Genomic DNA, 14694 nt, shown 5'->3' on the forward strand with positions numbered 1-14694 from the left:
GGAGGGCTGGAGTCTCCAAGAGCAACAAGAGCAGGACGAGAGGTGGAGTCGAGATAGTCGCTCCGCCGGAAACTTGACACCGATGCTCGCGCGTGCTCGTCTCCGCCCCAGGATGGACCCTCACCACATTCCGCCGAGCCCGGGCACCCGCACGGCCAGCGTCCTCGATCCGACCGCGGTGGCGGAGACGTTCCGCAGCGAGATCCGGGCGGAGCTCGCGGCGCTGCCCGAGCCGCTGGTCCTGGTCGGTGTGCTCGCGGCGGATCACGGGCCGTCGTACACGTACGCGGAGTACACGCGCAAGGCGTGCGAGGACGTGGGGATCCGCTTCGAGATCCGCCACGCGACGCGGCTCGACGCCGAGGAGGCCATCCGCGCGGCGAACGAGGACGCGCGCGTGCACGGGATGATGGTGTATTACCCGATCTTCGGCACGGAGCAGGACGTGTACCTGCGGGACAGCGTCGATCCCGCGAAGGACATCGAGGGGCTCCACACGTTCTGGGCACGTTGCCTGTACCAGAACCAGCGCTTCCTGGACGAGGCGAAGACCAGGAAGGCGATCCTGCCGTGCACGCCGCTGGCCATCCTCAAGCTGGTCGAGGCGGCCGGCTTCTTCGGCGAGGGGGAGCGGCCGCTCGAGGGCCGGCGCGTGTGCATCTTCAACCGGAGCGAGGTCGTCGGGAGGCCGCTCGCGAGCATGATGGCGCACGACGGAGCCCACGTGACCTCGTTCGATATCGATGGTCCGTTGCTCTTCGTGCCCAGCTCCTCGGGCGACATGCACGAGGTGCGCGAGACGACGGTGGACCGGGCGACCGCGCTGCGGCAGGCCGACATCGTGGTGACCGGCGTGCCCTCGCGGAGCTTCCCGGTCGTGCAGGGCGCCGAGCTCCGCGAGGGCGCCCTCTGCATCAACTTCTCCACCTTCAAGAACTTCAGCGACGATATCCAGAGCAAGGCGAGCGTGTTCGTGCCCCGCGTCGGCCCCATGACGGTGACGATGGCGATCCGGAACAGCCTGCGGCTCTACAAGAACACCCACCCGGGCGGGTGAGCTCGCTCGCGGCGGCGCGCGCGAGCGCACGGGCTCCTCGCTGCGCGGCGGCTGGTCACATGTGGTCGGTGGGGTCGTCCCGAGGGGTCCGGGGCCTCGGGGGCAGCGGCGCCCGTTTTCTGGCGGACGACGGCGCCGGCGGCGCGCGCACGGGCGCGGGCGCGCTGGTCTGCGCCTCGGAGGCCGAAGGCGCGCCCGGCGCGGCCGTCGCGCTGTCGGAGGGCGGCGGCGGAGGCTCCGTCGACGCGGTGGACGGCGCGGCGGCGGACAGCGCGGACGCGGCGGCAGGCGAGGCCGCCGCGTCGGGCTGCGACGTCGGTTCGCCGCCCGGCGCGAGGGTGCGAAGGACCGCATAGGTGACGAGCCCCAGGGCGAGCGCGCCAGCGCCCAGGGCCAGCGAGATCCTGGCGCGGCGGCCGTCGGCGTTCGTCGGGGCGAGGGTATTTCCGGCCGACGTCAACGTGCTGATGGACCCCTGGAACGCCGGCGCAGCGCCCTCTGATACACCACGGCTCGGAGCGCCGTGAAAGGGGGGCCCTGCTTCGTTTCGCAGCGTGGGCAAGGACGCGCTGGAGGCGGCGCCCATCGTGCCGGGGCTCGGTCCCATGATTCCAGGGCTCGCCGCATCTGGACGCGCCCCTAACGCATCTGGACGCGCCCCTAACTCATCTGGACGCGTCCCTAACGCATCTGGACGCGTCCCTAACGCATCTGGACGCGCCCCTACCGCATCTGGACGCGTCCCTAACGCATCTGGACGCGCCCCTACCGCATCTGGACGCGCCCCTACCGCATCTGGGCTCGCGGCCATCGTGCCGCCATGGACGACGAGCAGCGGAGACGCCCCCTCCGCGGGAACCGAAGGCTGGAGAGGTCGGGGCTCCGACCCCGCCGCGGAGGCCGCCGCGCCGAACGCCTCGGCGAGCTCGCTCGCGCCCTGGAACCGATGCGCCGGGTCGCGCGCGAGCGCCCGCGAGAAGAACCCATCCACGGCGGGCCCGAGCTCCGGCACGACGCTGGACGCGAGGGGGACGTCCTCCGTGCAGATCGCCACAAACACCTCGCCTATCTCCTCACCCGGGAACGGGAGATGGCCGGTGAGGCAGCGATACGCGATCACGCCGACGGACCAGAGATCGCTGCGCCAGTCGAGGGTCTTGCTGCGGCGCACCTGCTCGGGGCTCATGTAGTAGGGCGAGCCGACGAGCGTGCCTGTCTTCGTCTCGTTGCCGGCCAGCAGCGTGCCCTGGGCCTTGGCGATCCCGAAGTCGAGGACCTTCACGAGCTCGTCCTCGTCCTGCCGCGAGAGAAAGAGGTTCGCGGGCTTGAGGTCGCGGTGGACGATCCCCATCTCGTGCGCGCGGCGCAGGGCCTTGCACACCTGCGTGACGATGCCGAGCGTGGCCGCCGTGGAGAGGCGCCCCTCCCGCGCGAGCCGCGTCTCGAGATCCTCGCCGTCGAGGAGCTCCATCACGAGGAAAGGCGTGTCGCCCTCGAGCCCATAATCGTGCACGTGCACGACGTTCGGTAGCTTGAGCTGCGCCGCGGCCCTCGCCTCGCGCTCGAAGCGCGCCCGCGCGGTGGACGAGGCAGCGTACTCGGGCGCCATGAGCTTGACCGCGACCATGGCGTCGAGCTGGAGGTGCCGGGCCACCCAGATCGACCCCATCCCGCCCCGCGCGAGCATGCGCTCGAGGCGGTATCTTCCGGCGACGACGCTGCCTTCTGCGAGCGAATTCATGAGCCTCGGCCTCTCGCTGGGAACGCGCACCCGAGGGGCTCAGGGTCGAGCAGCCGGGGCGCCTCGCGCCCAACGAAGCAAACGAACGAGCCCACCGCAACAGGATCCGACCCGGACCGCGCGCCGCGTCCTTTCGCCTCGACCGGACCGCCGCGCTCGCGGCGCCGCGCGTCGCCTACTTGCGCCTCGGCCGCGCCGCCGAGCTCGCGGCGTCGCGCGCCGCCGCCGCGGGGGCGCCTCGCCCGGCGGCCTGCGGCGCGCGGAGATCGCTCGCGCGCGCCCGCCGCGCGGGAGGGCTGCCCTGCGACGTCAGCGCCTCCAGGGCGGCGCGCAGCTCGGCGCGCACGTGCGGGCCGAGGAGCTTCTCCGCCATGGCGCTCAGGCGTCCCGCGAACGCGGCCATGATGCAGCCCGCGCGCTGGTCGTCGCGCTCCGGGGCCCCCGAGCGCCGGTAGTGCCGCGCGTAGTCGCCCGTGATCGCCCCGAGATCGCCGCCCACGTGGACCGCCTGCCGCATGAAGAGCCGCGCCGCGCGCTCGTTGGTGATCGGCGGCATCTGCGCCAGGGTCAGGGCCACCTCGGTCCTGCCCACGGCGAGCAGCATGGAGACCACCCGCTGGCGCGCGAGCTCGACGAGCCTCGGCGCGAGGGTGTGCTCGTCGAAGACGTGGACGTGCGCCGGCACGAGCGCTCCGCCTTCTGCGCCGAGCTCGCTCAGGAACGCGTTCAGCACCGGCGAGCGCGTCGGCGCGGCGCACACGTACTCCCGCGCGCCGCCCGCGTTCGACGGGCCCCCCGGCGGCGACGGGAGCGGGCCAGCGGCGGGCTTCGCGCGCGGCCCGGGTTGCGACGAGCGCCCCCGCCGTGCGCGTTCGAAGTGCCGCTCCGCGCTCCCCGCGCGCTCGTTCTCCGCGGCAGCGTCCGTCGCGCCGAGCAGCGCGGCCAGGCCCGCCGCGTGGGCGGCGGTGACGTGCGGAGGAGGTTGCTTGCTGGACATTCGAGCAGATCCTCTCGTTCGAGAGTTGCTCGAGCGCTTATCACGCCGCACGAACGGTTGTACAGCGCTGAACGCCGGTTCCGGACGGGCGCACGCGGCCATGAGGGCGTGGCGAGGAGGCAGGTCGCGCGAGCCTACGGAGCCATGGCGCGGCGCCCCCTTGCGCGGCCGGTGACGCTCCTCAGGGTTCGCTCAGTACCTCCGCAAGCGTCGGCGCGGTGAGCACGCGCTCGGACCATCGATCCAGCGCCACGACATCGGCGACGTTGACGCACGCGACGACATCGTCGGGCAGCGCGCCGAAGCGCGCGCCGAGCAGCTTCAGCAGCACATGGCGGCGTCCCTCCCGCAACCCCTGCTGTCTGCCGCGCTCCATCAGTTGATCGGCTGCCGACACGATCTCCTCCTTCCAGGGCTCTCCCGCCGCGGCCAGGAGCCGCTGCAGGACCTCGCACCATGCCTCATGCGCGCGTCACAGACACCATTTCTTCGACAAGCTCTTTTGCGAATGAATCAGAACGGCTCCCCGTAATTCATGCTCGCGCGACGCACCGTCCTTCGTGAGCATCCTGTCGCACACGACCTCGATCGACTTGTCGATCTCGGCGACGGAGAGCCGGGCCACCAGCGAGCGGACCGGCGCGCTGCCGCAGCGCGAACGTGGCCTCGCAGACGAACGTGAACATCCACGCGCCCGGCGGCTGCCAGAGGAGCGAGGCCACGGGGAGCGGGCCGACGGCAAGGACCTCCATCGAGCCGAGATGCCAATTTTACGTACAGGACAGCTATTCCCGGGACGCTGCGGGCTTCCAGCGGCGTGGGCGGGCGCCCCCTCCCGGCGGTTCCCGACGGTTGAAGATTGTTCAATGAAAACTTAGTCTTGCCGCCCTTCGGCGTGCAGGACGGCGCGGAGCGCGGCGGAGGAGGCGGCCGGCTAAGGAGTGGGTTCCATGACCTCGACCTCGCACAAGTGGCAGTTCTGGATCGATCGCGGAGGCACCTTCACGGACGTCGTGGCCCGGCGGCCCGACGGCTCCCTCACCACCGAAAAGCTCCTGTCGGAGAACCCCGAGCAGTACGCCGACGCGGCGGTCGAGGGGATCCGCCGCCTGCTCGGCCTCGCGCCCGGTCAGGTCATCTCTGCCGCCGAGGTCGAGTGCGTGAAGATGGGCACCACGGTCGCCACGAACGCGCTGCTCGAGCGCAAGGGGGACCGCACCGTGCTGGTCACCACGCGCGGCTTCCGCGACGCGCTGCGCATCGGCTACCAGAACCGCCCTCGCCTGTTCGATCGCCATATCGCGCTGCACGATCTGCTCTACGAGCGCGTTGTCGAGGCCCGCGAGCGCGTCGGCGCGCGCGGCGAGGTGGCCGAGCCGCTCGACGGCGAGGCGCTGCGCGGCCCGCTCTCGGAGGCGTTCGAGGCCGGGATCCGCGCCTGCGCGATCGTCTTCATGCACGGCTACCGGTTCGCCGCGCACGAGCGGCGGGCGGCCGAGATCGCGCGCGAGGTCGGCTTCACCCAGGTCTCCGCGTCGCACGAGGTGAGCCCGCTGATGAAGCTCGTCTCGCGCGGCGACACGACGGTGGTCGACGCGTACCTGTCGCCCATCCTGCGCCGCTACGTCGAGCAGGTGGCCAGCCAGATGCCCGGCGTGCCGCTCTACTTCATGCAGTCGAGCGGCGGGCTGACGCTGGCCGGCCGCTTCCAGGGCAAGGACGCGATCCTGAGCGGCCCGGCGGGCGGCATCGTCGGCATGGTGCGCACCGCGCTCGCGGGCGGGCACGAGAAGGTGATCGGCTTCGACATGGGCGGCACCTCGACCGACGTGTCGCACTACGCCGGCGAGCTCGAGCGCGCCTTCGAGACGCAGGTGGCCGGCGTCCGGATGCGCGCGCCGATGATGAGCATCCACACCGTGGCCGCGGGCGGCGGCTCGCTCCTCGGCTTCGACGGCGCGCGGCTGCGCGTGGGGCCGGAGTCGGCCGGCGCGAACCCGGGGCCCGCGTGCTACCGCCGCGGCGGGCGGCTGGCCGTCACCGACGCGAACGTGATGCTCGGCAAGATCCAGCCGGAGTTCTTCCCGCACGTGTTCGGCCCGGGCGCCGACGCGCCGCTCGACCGCGAGGTCGTCGAGCGGCGCTTCCGGGCCATGGCGGCCGAGGTGCAGCGCGACACGTCGCGCCCGATCACGCCCGAGCAGCTGGCCGAGGGCTTCCTGCAGATCGCCGTCGCGAACATGGCCAACGCGGTGAAGAAGATCTCGGTGGCGCGCGGCCACGACGTCACCCAGTACACCCTGCAATGCTTCGGCGGCGCCGGCGGCCAGCACGCCTGCGCGGTGGCCGACGCGCTCGGCATGCGCCGCGTCTTCGTCCACCCGCTCGCGGGGGTCCTGTCCGCCTACGGCATGGGCCTGTCGGACCAGAGCGCGATCCGCGAGGCGGCCGTGGAGCGGCGCCTCGACGACGCAGGGCTCTCCGCGGCGCGCGAGGCGCTCGCGCGCATCGGCCGCGACGCGGAGGCCGAGCTCGTGGGGCAAGGGTTCTCGCCGGAGCGCGTGCGGCTCGTCCGGCGCGTCCACGTGCGCTACGAGGGCACCGACACCGCCCTCGTCGTGCCCGACGGCAGCGCGGAGGCGATCCGCGCCGCCTTCGACGCGGCCTACCGCAGGCGGTTCGCCTTCCTGATGCCGGACAAGGCGCTCGTCCTGGAGAGCGTCTCCGTGGAGGCGATCGGGCCGGGCGAGGCCGCCGAGGAGCGCCCCGCGGAGGCGCGCCCGCACCGCCCCGAGGCCGACGCCCGGGTGCGGATGTACGCCGAGGGGGCGCTCCACGACGCGGCGCTGCACCGGCGCGAGCGGCTCGGGCGCGGCGCGGTGATCGACGGGCCGGCCATCGTCGCCGAGGCCAACGCGACGACCGTCGTCGAGCCCGGCTGGCGCGCCGAGATCACCGCGCTCGGCCACATGGTGCTCACCCGGGTGGCGCCGCGCCCGGAGCGGCGCGCGGTGGGCACCGAGGTCGACCCGGTGATGCTGGAGGTGTTCAACAACCTGTTCATGAACATCGCCGAGCAGATGGGCCTGCGGCTCCAGAACACCGCCCACTCGGTCAACATCAAGGAGCGGCTCGATTTCTCGTGCGCGCTGTTCGACGCGGAGGGCAGCCTGATCGCGAACGCGCCGCACATGCCGGTGCACCTCGGCTCGATGGGCGAGTCGATCAAGACCGTGATCGCGCGGAACCCGGGGATGAAGCCGGGGGACGTGTTCGCGCTCAACGATCCGTACCGCGGCGGCACCCACCTGCCGGACGTGACGGTGGTCACGCCGGTATGGGACGAGGCGGGCGCTCGCGTGCTGTTCTACGTGGCGTCGCGCGGCCATCACGCGGACATCGGCGGCATCACGCCGGGCTCGATGCCGCCGTTCTCCAGGGCGATCGAGGAGGAGGGCGTCCTGCTCGACAACGTGAAGCTGGTCGAGGCCGGGCGCCTCCGCGAGGCGGAGATCCTGGCGCTGCTCGGCGCAGGGCCGTACCCGGCGCGCAACCCGCAGCAGAACCTGGCCGACCTGCGCGCGCAGATCGCGGCCAATGAGAAGGGCGCGCAGGAGCTCGCCGCGATGGTGGCGCAGTTCGGCCTCCCGACGGTGCAGGCCTACATGAAGCACGTGCAGGACAACGCCGAGGAGAGCGTGCGCCTCGCGATCGCGCGGCTCGACCCGGCGCTCCTCCACGACGGGCGCTTCTCGCTGCCGCTCGACAACGGCGCGACGATCGAGGTGGCCCTCCGGATCGACCGGGAGCGCCGCGCGGCGGTCGTGGACTTCACCGGCACGTCCGGGCAGATGGAGAACAACTTCAACGCGCCCCGCGCTGTGACGATGGCCGCGGTGCTCTACGTCTTCCGCACGCTCGTGGACGACGACATCCCGCTCAACGCGGGCTGCCTGAAGCCGATCGAGGTCGTCATCCCCGAGGGCTCGATGCTGAGCCCGCGCCCCCCGGCCGCGGTGGTGGCGGGCAACGTCGAGGTGTCGACCTGCGTCACGAACGCGCTGTACGGGGCCCTCGGCGTGCTCGCGAGCAGCCAGCCGACGATGAACAACTTCACGTTCGGCAACGAGCGGCTCCAGTACTACGAGACGATCTCGGGCGGCTCGGGGGCGGGCATCGAGCTCGGCGGGAGCGGCGGCGGTGGCGCGGGCGCCGAGCGCGGCTTCGCGGGGACGAGCGTCGTGCAGACGCACATGACGAACTCGCGCCTGACGGATCCGGAGGTGCTGGAGCACCGCTTCCCGGTGCGGCTGGATCGCTACGAGATCCGCGAGGGCTCCGGCGGGGCCGGACGCTTTCCGGGCGGGAACGGCGGCACGCGCGCCGTGCGCTTCCTGGAGCCGATGACGGCGTCGATCCTGTCGAACGGGCGCTCGACGGCCGCGTTCGGCCTGGCGGGCGGGAAGGCGGGCGCGCCCGGGCGCAACCTGGTGGTGCGCGCGGACGGCTCGGTCGAGGTGCTGGGGCACATCGGATCGGTCGAGATGGGGAGCGGCGATGTGTTCGTGATCGAGACGCCGGGGGGCGGCGGGTACGGAGCGCCGGAGGCTGGCTGAGGGGGCGCGGGGACCTGGGGACGTGCCCGGCGCTGGCGGCGGGCGATCGCTCGTCCGACCAGCCGCCGGTCACGCGCCGACGGGCTCGGGCTCGGGGTCCCGAGCGACGGCCAGCGCCGCGAGCCGCAGCCCGAACGCCTCGTACCGGTCGCGCGCCGCCTGCGGCATGCCGAGCGCCTCGAGGCACGCGCCTTCGCGCTCGGGCCAGGGCAGCGCGCGGTAGATGCGCCGGGCGCGACCGACGAGGTCGCGCCGCCCGGCGCCGCGCCCGACGCGCAGGAGCACCTGGGCTTTCACGAGGATGCTCCCCGAGCGAGCGAAGGCATCATCGAGAGCTCGCTCTGCCTCGCCAACGCCGGCACCGCGCTGGATCGCGTACCAGAGCCGGAGGCCTGCTATCCGCGCTGCCTCGCCGGGAAGGTGGTGAGCCTCCGCCGCACGGGCGGCGTCGCCTAGCAGCGCGTCGAGCCGCTCCAGCGAGCCGGACCGGAGCGCCGCGACGGCGACGCGACCCACGCACGCCGCGATGAGCTCAGGCGCGCCCGCACGCGCGAGCGCTAACGCGCTCTCGGCCGCCTCCGCGGCCGAGAGCTCCGACCCTGCGCGCGCGAGGAGGTTGTCCGCTACGAGCAACTCCGCCTCGATCCGCGCCCACGGAGGGGTCGCGGGCGCGACAGCGGCGACTCGCGAAACGAGCACCGCAATGGCGGTGTCCATGCGGTCGAGGCTCCATCCTTCGAGGAGCCCGGCGCGCACGGCGAGCCGGGTCCAGCCTGCGATGGCGTTGGCGCGCGCGAGCGCGCGGGAGAGATCGCCGCCCCCCGCGATCACGTCGGCGAGATCCTCGAGGCCGCGAAGGGCGTCAGGCTCCCCCTGCGAACGGCGGACATGCAGGCGGAGCTCGTCGGCCTGCTCTGACTCGACGGAGGCGATGGCGTCGACGGCGGCCTCGAGCTCCCCCTGGCGGATGAGGAGGTCGGAGAGCAGCAGCGCGAACGAATGGATCCCGAAGCGGGGCCCTGCTTGCGCGGTCTGACGGAGGCCGTCCTCTAGCTTGTGCGTCGCCTCCTTCCAGCGCCCTTCGGTGATCAGGAGAACCGCTTCCAGCCTCTGCATGAAGAGGCGATTCTCGGTCGCCAACCAGGCCATTTGCGCCTGCCCTAACGCCTCGCGCGCTCCCCGCGCGTCCTTGCGGCAAAGGTAGGCGTCCGCAAGCACGATGAGTTGCCGCGCGACGAGATCCGGGTTGGGCGGAGTCGCCTGCTCTGCGGCATCGAGGGCCTCGCGTGCCACGGCGATCTCGGAGCCGTAGTAGTCCGAGCGCTGCGAGAGGATCATGGCGTACTGCTCACTGTATTCCTCCCGCACCGGCCCGAGCACGCGCAACGCATCCTGAATGTGGGTGTGACGCTCCTGCTTGATGGTGCTATCAGCGCGGCGGTAGTGGAGCGCTGCCAGCGTCGACCGGTCGCGCGCCGAGAGCCGATTCTTCCGCTCCAGGAGCGCGATCCCGCCGTCGAGCGCGCGGTACCCGCCCTCCAAGCGGCCTTGCATGAGCAGCCCTGTTCCAAGGGTCAGCAACGCATCGGGCGAGCGCTCATTGGTCATCAGCTGCTCGACGTCGGGCTCAGGCTCCCGCGAGGGCTCGAGCTCGATGGCCTCCTGAGGTTCGATGAGGGCGACGGCATCGCGGATCGAGTAGCAGTCCGGCGCCTCCCGCACGAAGCGCTGAAACGTCTCGAGACCGCGTAGCCGCAGCAGAAAGCGGCATCTCCGGCTGAGGAGCTTGTCGCGGTTGAGATTCAGCGCCAGCATCGCGTCCACCGCGGGCTCGCCGATGTGCAGAAAGACGACCCCCTCGCCCGCGGCAGCAGGCGAGTCGAACATCTGCACGACATCGCCGCCGTTCTCGAGCGTGAACTCGCCGCTCGCCTCGACGCCGATCACGCCGCGCACGATCGGCCAGGCCGCGTCGTCTACGACGACGATCACGAAATGCCCCCGCCCCAGCGCGGCCTCGAGGCCGCGGAGCTGTTGCTCGTCCGCTCGCCGCAGCTTGCGCACGATCTGGCTCACGCCTTGTCCAGCCACTCCCAGAGCATCGGCGCCACCTCCCACCAGATACCGTCGTGGTTGTGCTCGATCACGACCGATCGCCGGGCGTACTCGAGCTGTCCCGCATCGGCCAGAAGGTGTGCCTCGCGTATGGCGCGAAGCGCCTCCTTGTCCTTGGGATAGAGCGTCGCGATAAACCTGGTCTTCTCCTCCGTGAGCGTGTCCTCCCACGCGATCTCATCGACGCGATCCTGATTGTAGAGCTGCGCCTGGATGATCGCGAACCGCAGGAGGTTGAAAAAGTCGCGCACAACGCCGCCGGAGTACAGGGCGGCCTCGCGGACGACCTCGGCATCGAACAGCCCAGGGCCCACGCGCGCATCGAAGATGCTCCGCATGACGGCGACGCCCGTCGGGTCCTCGGCACTTGTCGGATCCAGCACGTTCGTCTTGCGTAGCACCTGGATCGGACGCAGGTGGTTGACGTTCCTTCCGAGAGCGCCTCCCGGACCGCCAAAGGTGACGGAAGGAGGCACCGTGACCAGGATGGGGACGTGCGGCGCAAGGAGCGCCCCCAAGTTGGTGTGGAAGATCTCGGTGAACTGCTCATTCGACCGGAGCTTCTCGAGATCGTCGACGACGATGAGCACGCGGTGCGGGAGGCCGGCGTGCACCAGCGCCGTCCCGATGTCGTCCACGAGGGCGTCGATGAGCTCCACGAGCACGCTCCCCTGGGTCTCCGCAAACCCGCGGAACTCGCGGCGGCGACCTTGCTCCACGGCGAGCTCCTGGCTGAGCTTGACGAAGAAGAGGTCGAAGCTCAGGCCAAATTTCCCGCCCTTTTGCACGAGCCCGGTCGGGCCGTAGAGCGCGGCGTCGAGCCGCTGCAGGATGCCGAGCCATCGGTCCGACCGATCGAACGTCACCAGCGTCGTGTCGGCGCTGGCACGCGCGTAGAGCTGCGCCGCGATCAGGAACAAGAGCTCGTGCGAGGCGAGGCTCGGCTGGTGCTCCGGCTCGATGTCGAACGCGACGATGTAAAAGCGCTGCAGGATGTCGTGGTCGGCTAGGAGCCGCTTGAGCTCCGTGCTCTTGCCGCTGCCGATGTGCCCCGACAGGAAGAAGCGGTCCCGCTCGCTCGACTTGATGAGCTGGCCCCGCAGCCGCGCTAGGGGCGGCAGCTGACGCCTCTTGCCGACCGGGATGGTGGTCTGCACGTAGACCGGGTCGTTGGGCTCGAGAGCCTTGAGTTCGAGGGCCTGGTAGGCGTCGTCGAGGGTCGTGGCAGGCACGGTGCCGACACTCTAGCCTCCGCCGCGCGGGAAGTGAAAGGTAGCGACCGGCGGTCGGCGTCCGCGACGGACCCCCGGTCGAGGCCGGCGTCCCCGCCTCCCCTGCCCGCTCACCCGTTCATCCAGGGGCAGGCGCCTTGGCGGCAGGTCCGGGCGAGAGCTTGCACGTGGCCTCCCACAGACCGTTGAGATACACGAGGCCCAGCGCGCGGTCGTACAGGCCATATCCCGGCTTGCCGGTCTCACCCCAGATCATGCGGCCGTGATCCGGGCGCACGTAGCCGTCGAAGCCCACGTCATGGTAGGCCTTCACGATGGCGGCCATGTCGAGCGAGCCCTCACAGGACAGGTGGGCGGACTCGAAGAAGGTGCCGTCCTCCTGGACCGCCACGTTGCGCAGATGCCCGAACGGAATGCGGCCCATGCCGCCGAACTCGCGCACAAGCGATACGATGTTGTTGCACAGATCGGCGCCCAGCGAGCCGGAGCACAGCGTGATGCCGTTGGCCGGAGAATCGACGGTCTTCACGAGGCGCATCAGGTCGTCGCGGTTCTTGACGATGCGCGGCAGGCCGAAGATCGGCCGGGGCGGGTCGTCCGGGTGCATCGCCATCCGGACGCCGACCTCCTCGGCAACCGGGATGATGCGCCGGAGGAAATGCGTGAGGTGCGCCCACAGGGCCTCTTCGCCGACGTTCTTGTACTCGTCGAGGACGGCGCGGAGCTGCTCCGGCTTGTAGCTCGAGTCCCAGCCGGGCAGCGAGATGCCCTGTTCCGGATCGATCCCGGCCACCGCCGCGGCGTCGAAGGCCAGGGTCAGCGAGCCGTCGGGCAGCTCTCTGGCCATCTCGGTGCGGGTCCAGTCGAAGACCGGCATGAAATTGTAGCAGATCACCTTCACGCCGGCGGCCGCGCAGTTGCGGATGTTCTGGCAGAAATTGTCGATCAGCCGCTCGCGGGTCGGCTTGCCGAGCTTGATGTCCTCGTGCACCGGCACGCTCTCCACCACCTCGAACCGGAGGCCGACGCCCTCGACGCGCGCCCTGAGCGCCCGCAGCCGCTCGACCGGCCACACCTCGCCCACAGGCACATCGTAAATAGCCGAGACGATGCCGTGGATGCCCGGGATCTGACGGATGTACTCGAGCTTCACAGGGTCGTTCTCGCCGTACCAGCGAAAGGTCATCTTCATCGTTCCGGTCCTTCCAGCGTCACGGGACATGCCGTGCAGAGCTCAGGGTTCGAGGCGCCGCGCGGCCGGCTCAGTTCGGAGGGACCCAGCCGCCGAGCACGATCGCCGGATCGCGCATCATCGCCGCTTGCTGCGCGGAGATCTGCGTCGATCCGGCGACACGCCCGCTTGTGTCGATGAGGCGCCCCTCCGCGTCCCGGCTCTGGTACTCCCAGAAGCGGAGGGTGCGCGGAGGAGACCCGCCCGTGATCGTCCACCCTGCCCGCGAGATGTGGCTGCCGAGCGTGCAGTTGATGTACGCGACGTGGCTCGCCGGATACTGGCTCACGTCGATCCTCGCCAGCGTGTTCCCCGTGATGCCCGCGTCGCTCGTGATGCGCGAGTCGACGAAGACATAGCCGTAGCCGGAGTCGCCGTTGCGCGCCTGCACGATGTAGCCGGATCGACCGACGGTCTTGATCTCGCACCGGTTGAAATAAGCCGCGCCCGTGCCCCACACGAAGTCGACGTTCCCCGCGATGGTGCAGTTGTCCGCGTAGAGGCGCCCGGACCAGAGCAGCGTGTCCTGGAGGCTCAGGATGTCGGCGTCGCGCACGACGCACCTGTCGCAGTCCTGGAGCCGCAGCGCCTCCGCCTGGGAGCCACCCTGCGGCGTGAGGTTGTGGATGGTGAGGTTCTCGATGATGAGGTCGCTCACCTTGTCGGCGCCGACGAGCGCGCGCCCCCTGGTGCTCGGGTTCAGGTTGTTGTTGTTCGTACCGGAGAGGACAGTGCCTTTGCGATCGGCCCCGCGCAGCGTGATCTTGTGTTTGTTCTCGAAGTAGACGACCCCGTGGTGGGTCCCACGCTGAACGGTGATGAGCACGCTGTCCCTGTTGTTCGCCGGGACCGCGTCGAGCGCGCCTTGCACGGAGCAGAAGTCGCCAGAGCCGTCGAGCGCAACATCGAGCGACGCGACGCTCGACGGGCCTGCGTCCGCCGTGTCGAAGCGCCACGCCGTCGCGTCCGCGATCGCGAACGAGCCGCCGCCCGGGGGCACGATGGCGCCGGGGTCGACCGTGACGTAGTAGGACTCTCCGTAGTCGAGCGCGCGCGACGGCAAGGACACGACAGCATCGTTGCCGTCCACGACCACCGGGCGAGGTACGTTGAACGTCCGGCCGCCGATCGTGGCGCTCACGGTCATCGAGGACATGTCGACCGTCGCGACCGCCGCGCCGGGCCGGGCGGCGTTGAACACGCGAACGGCGCCCGCGCTGCCCAGCTTCGGAGCGCCGGGGAACGTGATGCGGAGCGGCGGATCCGGACACAGCCCCCTGGCGCCCGGCGCGGGGAACAGCGCGCTCACACCGTCAGGGAGGTCGACCGGGGCCGCGCCGCCGTCGCCCTGGCTCGCGCCCGTGCCCTCGCCGCCGCCGGCCGCGCCGGCGCCGCCCGCTCCCGCGCCGGCCGACGCCGCGCTGCTTGTCGACCCGCCGCCGCCCGACGCCGCGCCGCTGGTCGACCCGCCGCCGGTCGATCCGCCGCTGGTCGAAGCGCCGGCCGTCGAAGCGCCGGCGGTCGAGGCGCCGCTGGACGCCTCGGCGCTTGTGTCGTCCGCCGTCTCCGCGCCCTCGCAGGCGATCGAACACAGACCGAGGAGCCCGAAGAGAAAAAGTCGAGAGCGGATCATGGCGCCGGCGCAGGGTATCAAGGCGCTGCGCGGCCTGGCAATCTGCGCTCAGGGCACGGAACGTGCCCTGCC

Annotated in this window: 9 protein-coding genes; 2 read left to right on the top strand and 7 right to left on the bottom strand. The window is 71.2% G+C overall.

The features are described 5' to 3' along the window. The first annotated feature begins 112 nt into the window (after positions 1 to 112). A complete protein-coding gene (locus WMF22_RS22410; protein WP_437301068.1) occupies positions 113 to 1057 on the top strand; it encodes a bifunctional methylenetetrahydrofolate dehydrogenase/methenyltetrahydrofolate cyclohydrolase in 945 nt (314 codons plus the stop codon). A gap of 55 nt (positions 1058 to 1112) precedes the next feature. Here the strand turns inward: WMF22_RS22410 and WMF22_RS22415 are convergent, their stop codons facing one another. The 3 genes from WMF22_RS22415 to WMF22_RS22425 all read right to left on the bottom strand — a co-directional run bounded on the left by WMF22_RS22415 (position 1113) and on the right by WMF22_RS22425 (position 4192). Continuing rightward, positions 1113 to 2798, bottom strand: a complete 1686-nt coding sequence (locus WMF22_RS22415) for a serine/threonine-protein kinase (protein WP_438036966.1) — start codon at positions 2796 to 2798, stop codon at positions 1113 to 1115. A 175-nt stretch (positions 2799 to 2973) separates the two neighbouring features. Beyond that, positions 2974 to 3795, bottom strand: a complete 822-nt coding sequence (locus WMF22_RS22420; protein WP_438036967.1) for a hypothetical protein — start codon at positions 3793 to 3795, stop codon at positions 2974 to 2976. A gap of 181 nt (positions 3796 to 3976) precedes the next feature. Further along, complete coding sequence (locus WMF22_RS22425; protein ID WP_438036968.1) at positions 3977 to 4192, bottom strand: DUF4351 domain-containing protein; 216 nt, start codon at positions 4190 to 4192, stop codon at positions 3977 to 3979. A 553-nt stretch (positions 4193 to 4745) separates the two neighbouring features. On the opposite strand from WMF22_RS22425, the gene WMF22_RS22430 reads away from it, so the two are divergent. Then, positions 4746 to 8411, top strand: coding sequence for a hydantoinase B/oxoprolinase family protein (locus tag WMF22_RS22430; RefSeq protein ID WP_438036969.1), 3666 nt, complete (start codon positions 4746 to 4748; stop codon positions 8409 to 8411). Positions 8412 to 8480: 69 nt separating this feature from the next. Here the strand turns inward: WMF22_RS22430 and WMF22_RS22435 are convergent, their stop codons facing one another. From WMF22_RS22435 to WMF22_RS22450, 4 genes are all read right to left on the bottom strand, one after another. Then, positions 8481 to 10487 (bottom strand): hypothetical protein, encoded by a 2007-nt coding sequence (locus WMF22_RS22435; protein ID WP_437301073.1) that lies wholly within the window; start codon positions 10485 to 10487, stop codon positions 8481 to 8483. Then, entirely contained in the window at positions 10484 to 11758 is a 1275-nt protein-coding gene (locus WMF22_RS22440; protein ID WP_438036970.1) for a hypothetical protein, read from the bottom strand. Before WMF22_RS22440 ends, WMF22_RS22435 begins: the two co-directional genes overlap by 4 nt. Positions 11759 to 11876: 118 nt before the next feature. Next, positions 11877 to 12950, bottom strand: coding sequence for a mannonate dehydratase (uxuA, locus tag WMF22_RS22445; RefSeq protein WP_437301075.1), 1074 nt, complete (start codon positions 12948 to 12950; stop codon positions 11877 to 11879). Between the two features lie 70 nt (positions 12951 to 13020). Then, the gene (locus WMF22_RS22450; RefSeq protein ID WP_438036971.1) at positions 13021 to 14622 is read right to left on the bottom strand and encodes a pectinesterase family protein; all 1602 of its coding nucleotides are present in this window, start codon (positions 14620 to 14622) and stop codon (positions 13021 to 13023) included. Positions 14623 to 14694: the final 72 nt, after the last annotated feature.

The sequence above is a fragment of the Sorangium sp. So ce204 genome (genome assembly GCF_051526795.1).
Taxonomy (GTDB): domain Bacteria; phylum Myxococcota_A; class Polyangia; order Polyangiales; family Polyangiaceae; genus Sorangium; species Sorangium cellulosum_B.

What these genes read in the sequence shown, in the direction of transcription:
- WMF22_RS22410 (WP_437301068.1), top strand. Translation starts at nt 113, where the DNA reads ATGGACCCTCACCACATTCCGCCGAGCCCGGGCACCCGCACGGCCAGC.
- WMF22_RS22415 (WP_438036966.1), bottom strand. Translation starts at nt 2,798, where the DNA reads ATGAATTCGCTCGCAGAAGGCAGCGTCGTCGCCGGAAGATACCGCCTC.
- WMF22_RS22420 (WP_438036967.1), bottom strand. Translation starts at nt 3,795, where the DNA reads ATGTCCAGCAAGCAACCTCCTCCGCACGTCACCGCCGCCCACGCGGCG.
- WMF22_RS22430 (WP_438036969.1), top strand. Translation starts at nt 4,746, where the DNA reads ATGACCTCGACCTCGCACAAGTGGCAGTTCTGGATCGATCGCGGAGGC.
- uxuA (WP_437301075.1), bottom strand. Translation starts at nt 12,950, where the DNA reads ATGAAGATGACCTTTCGCTGGTACGGCGAGAACGACCCTGTGAAGCTC.
- WMF22_RS22450 (WP_438036971.1), bottom strand. Translation starts at nt 14,622, where the DNA reads ATGATCCGCTCTCGACTTTTTCTCTTCGGGCTCCTCGGTCTGTGTTCG.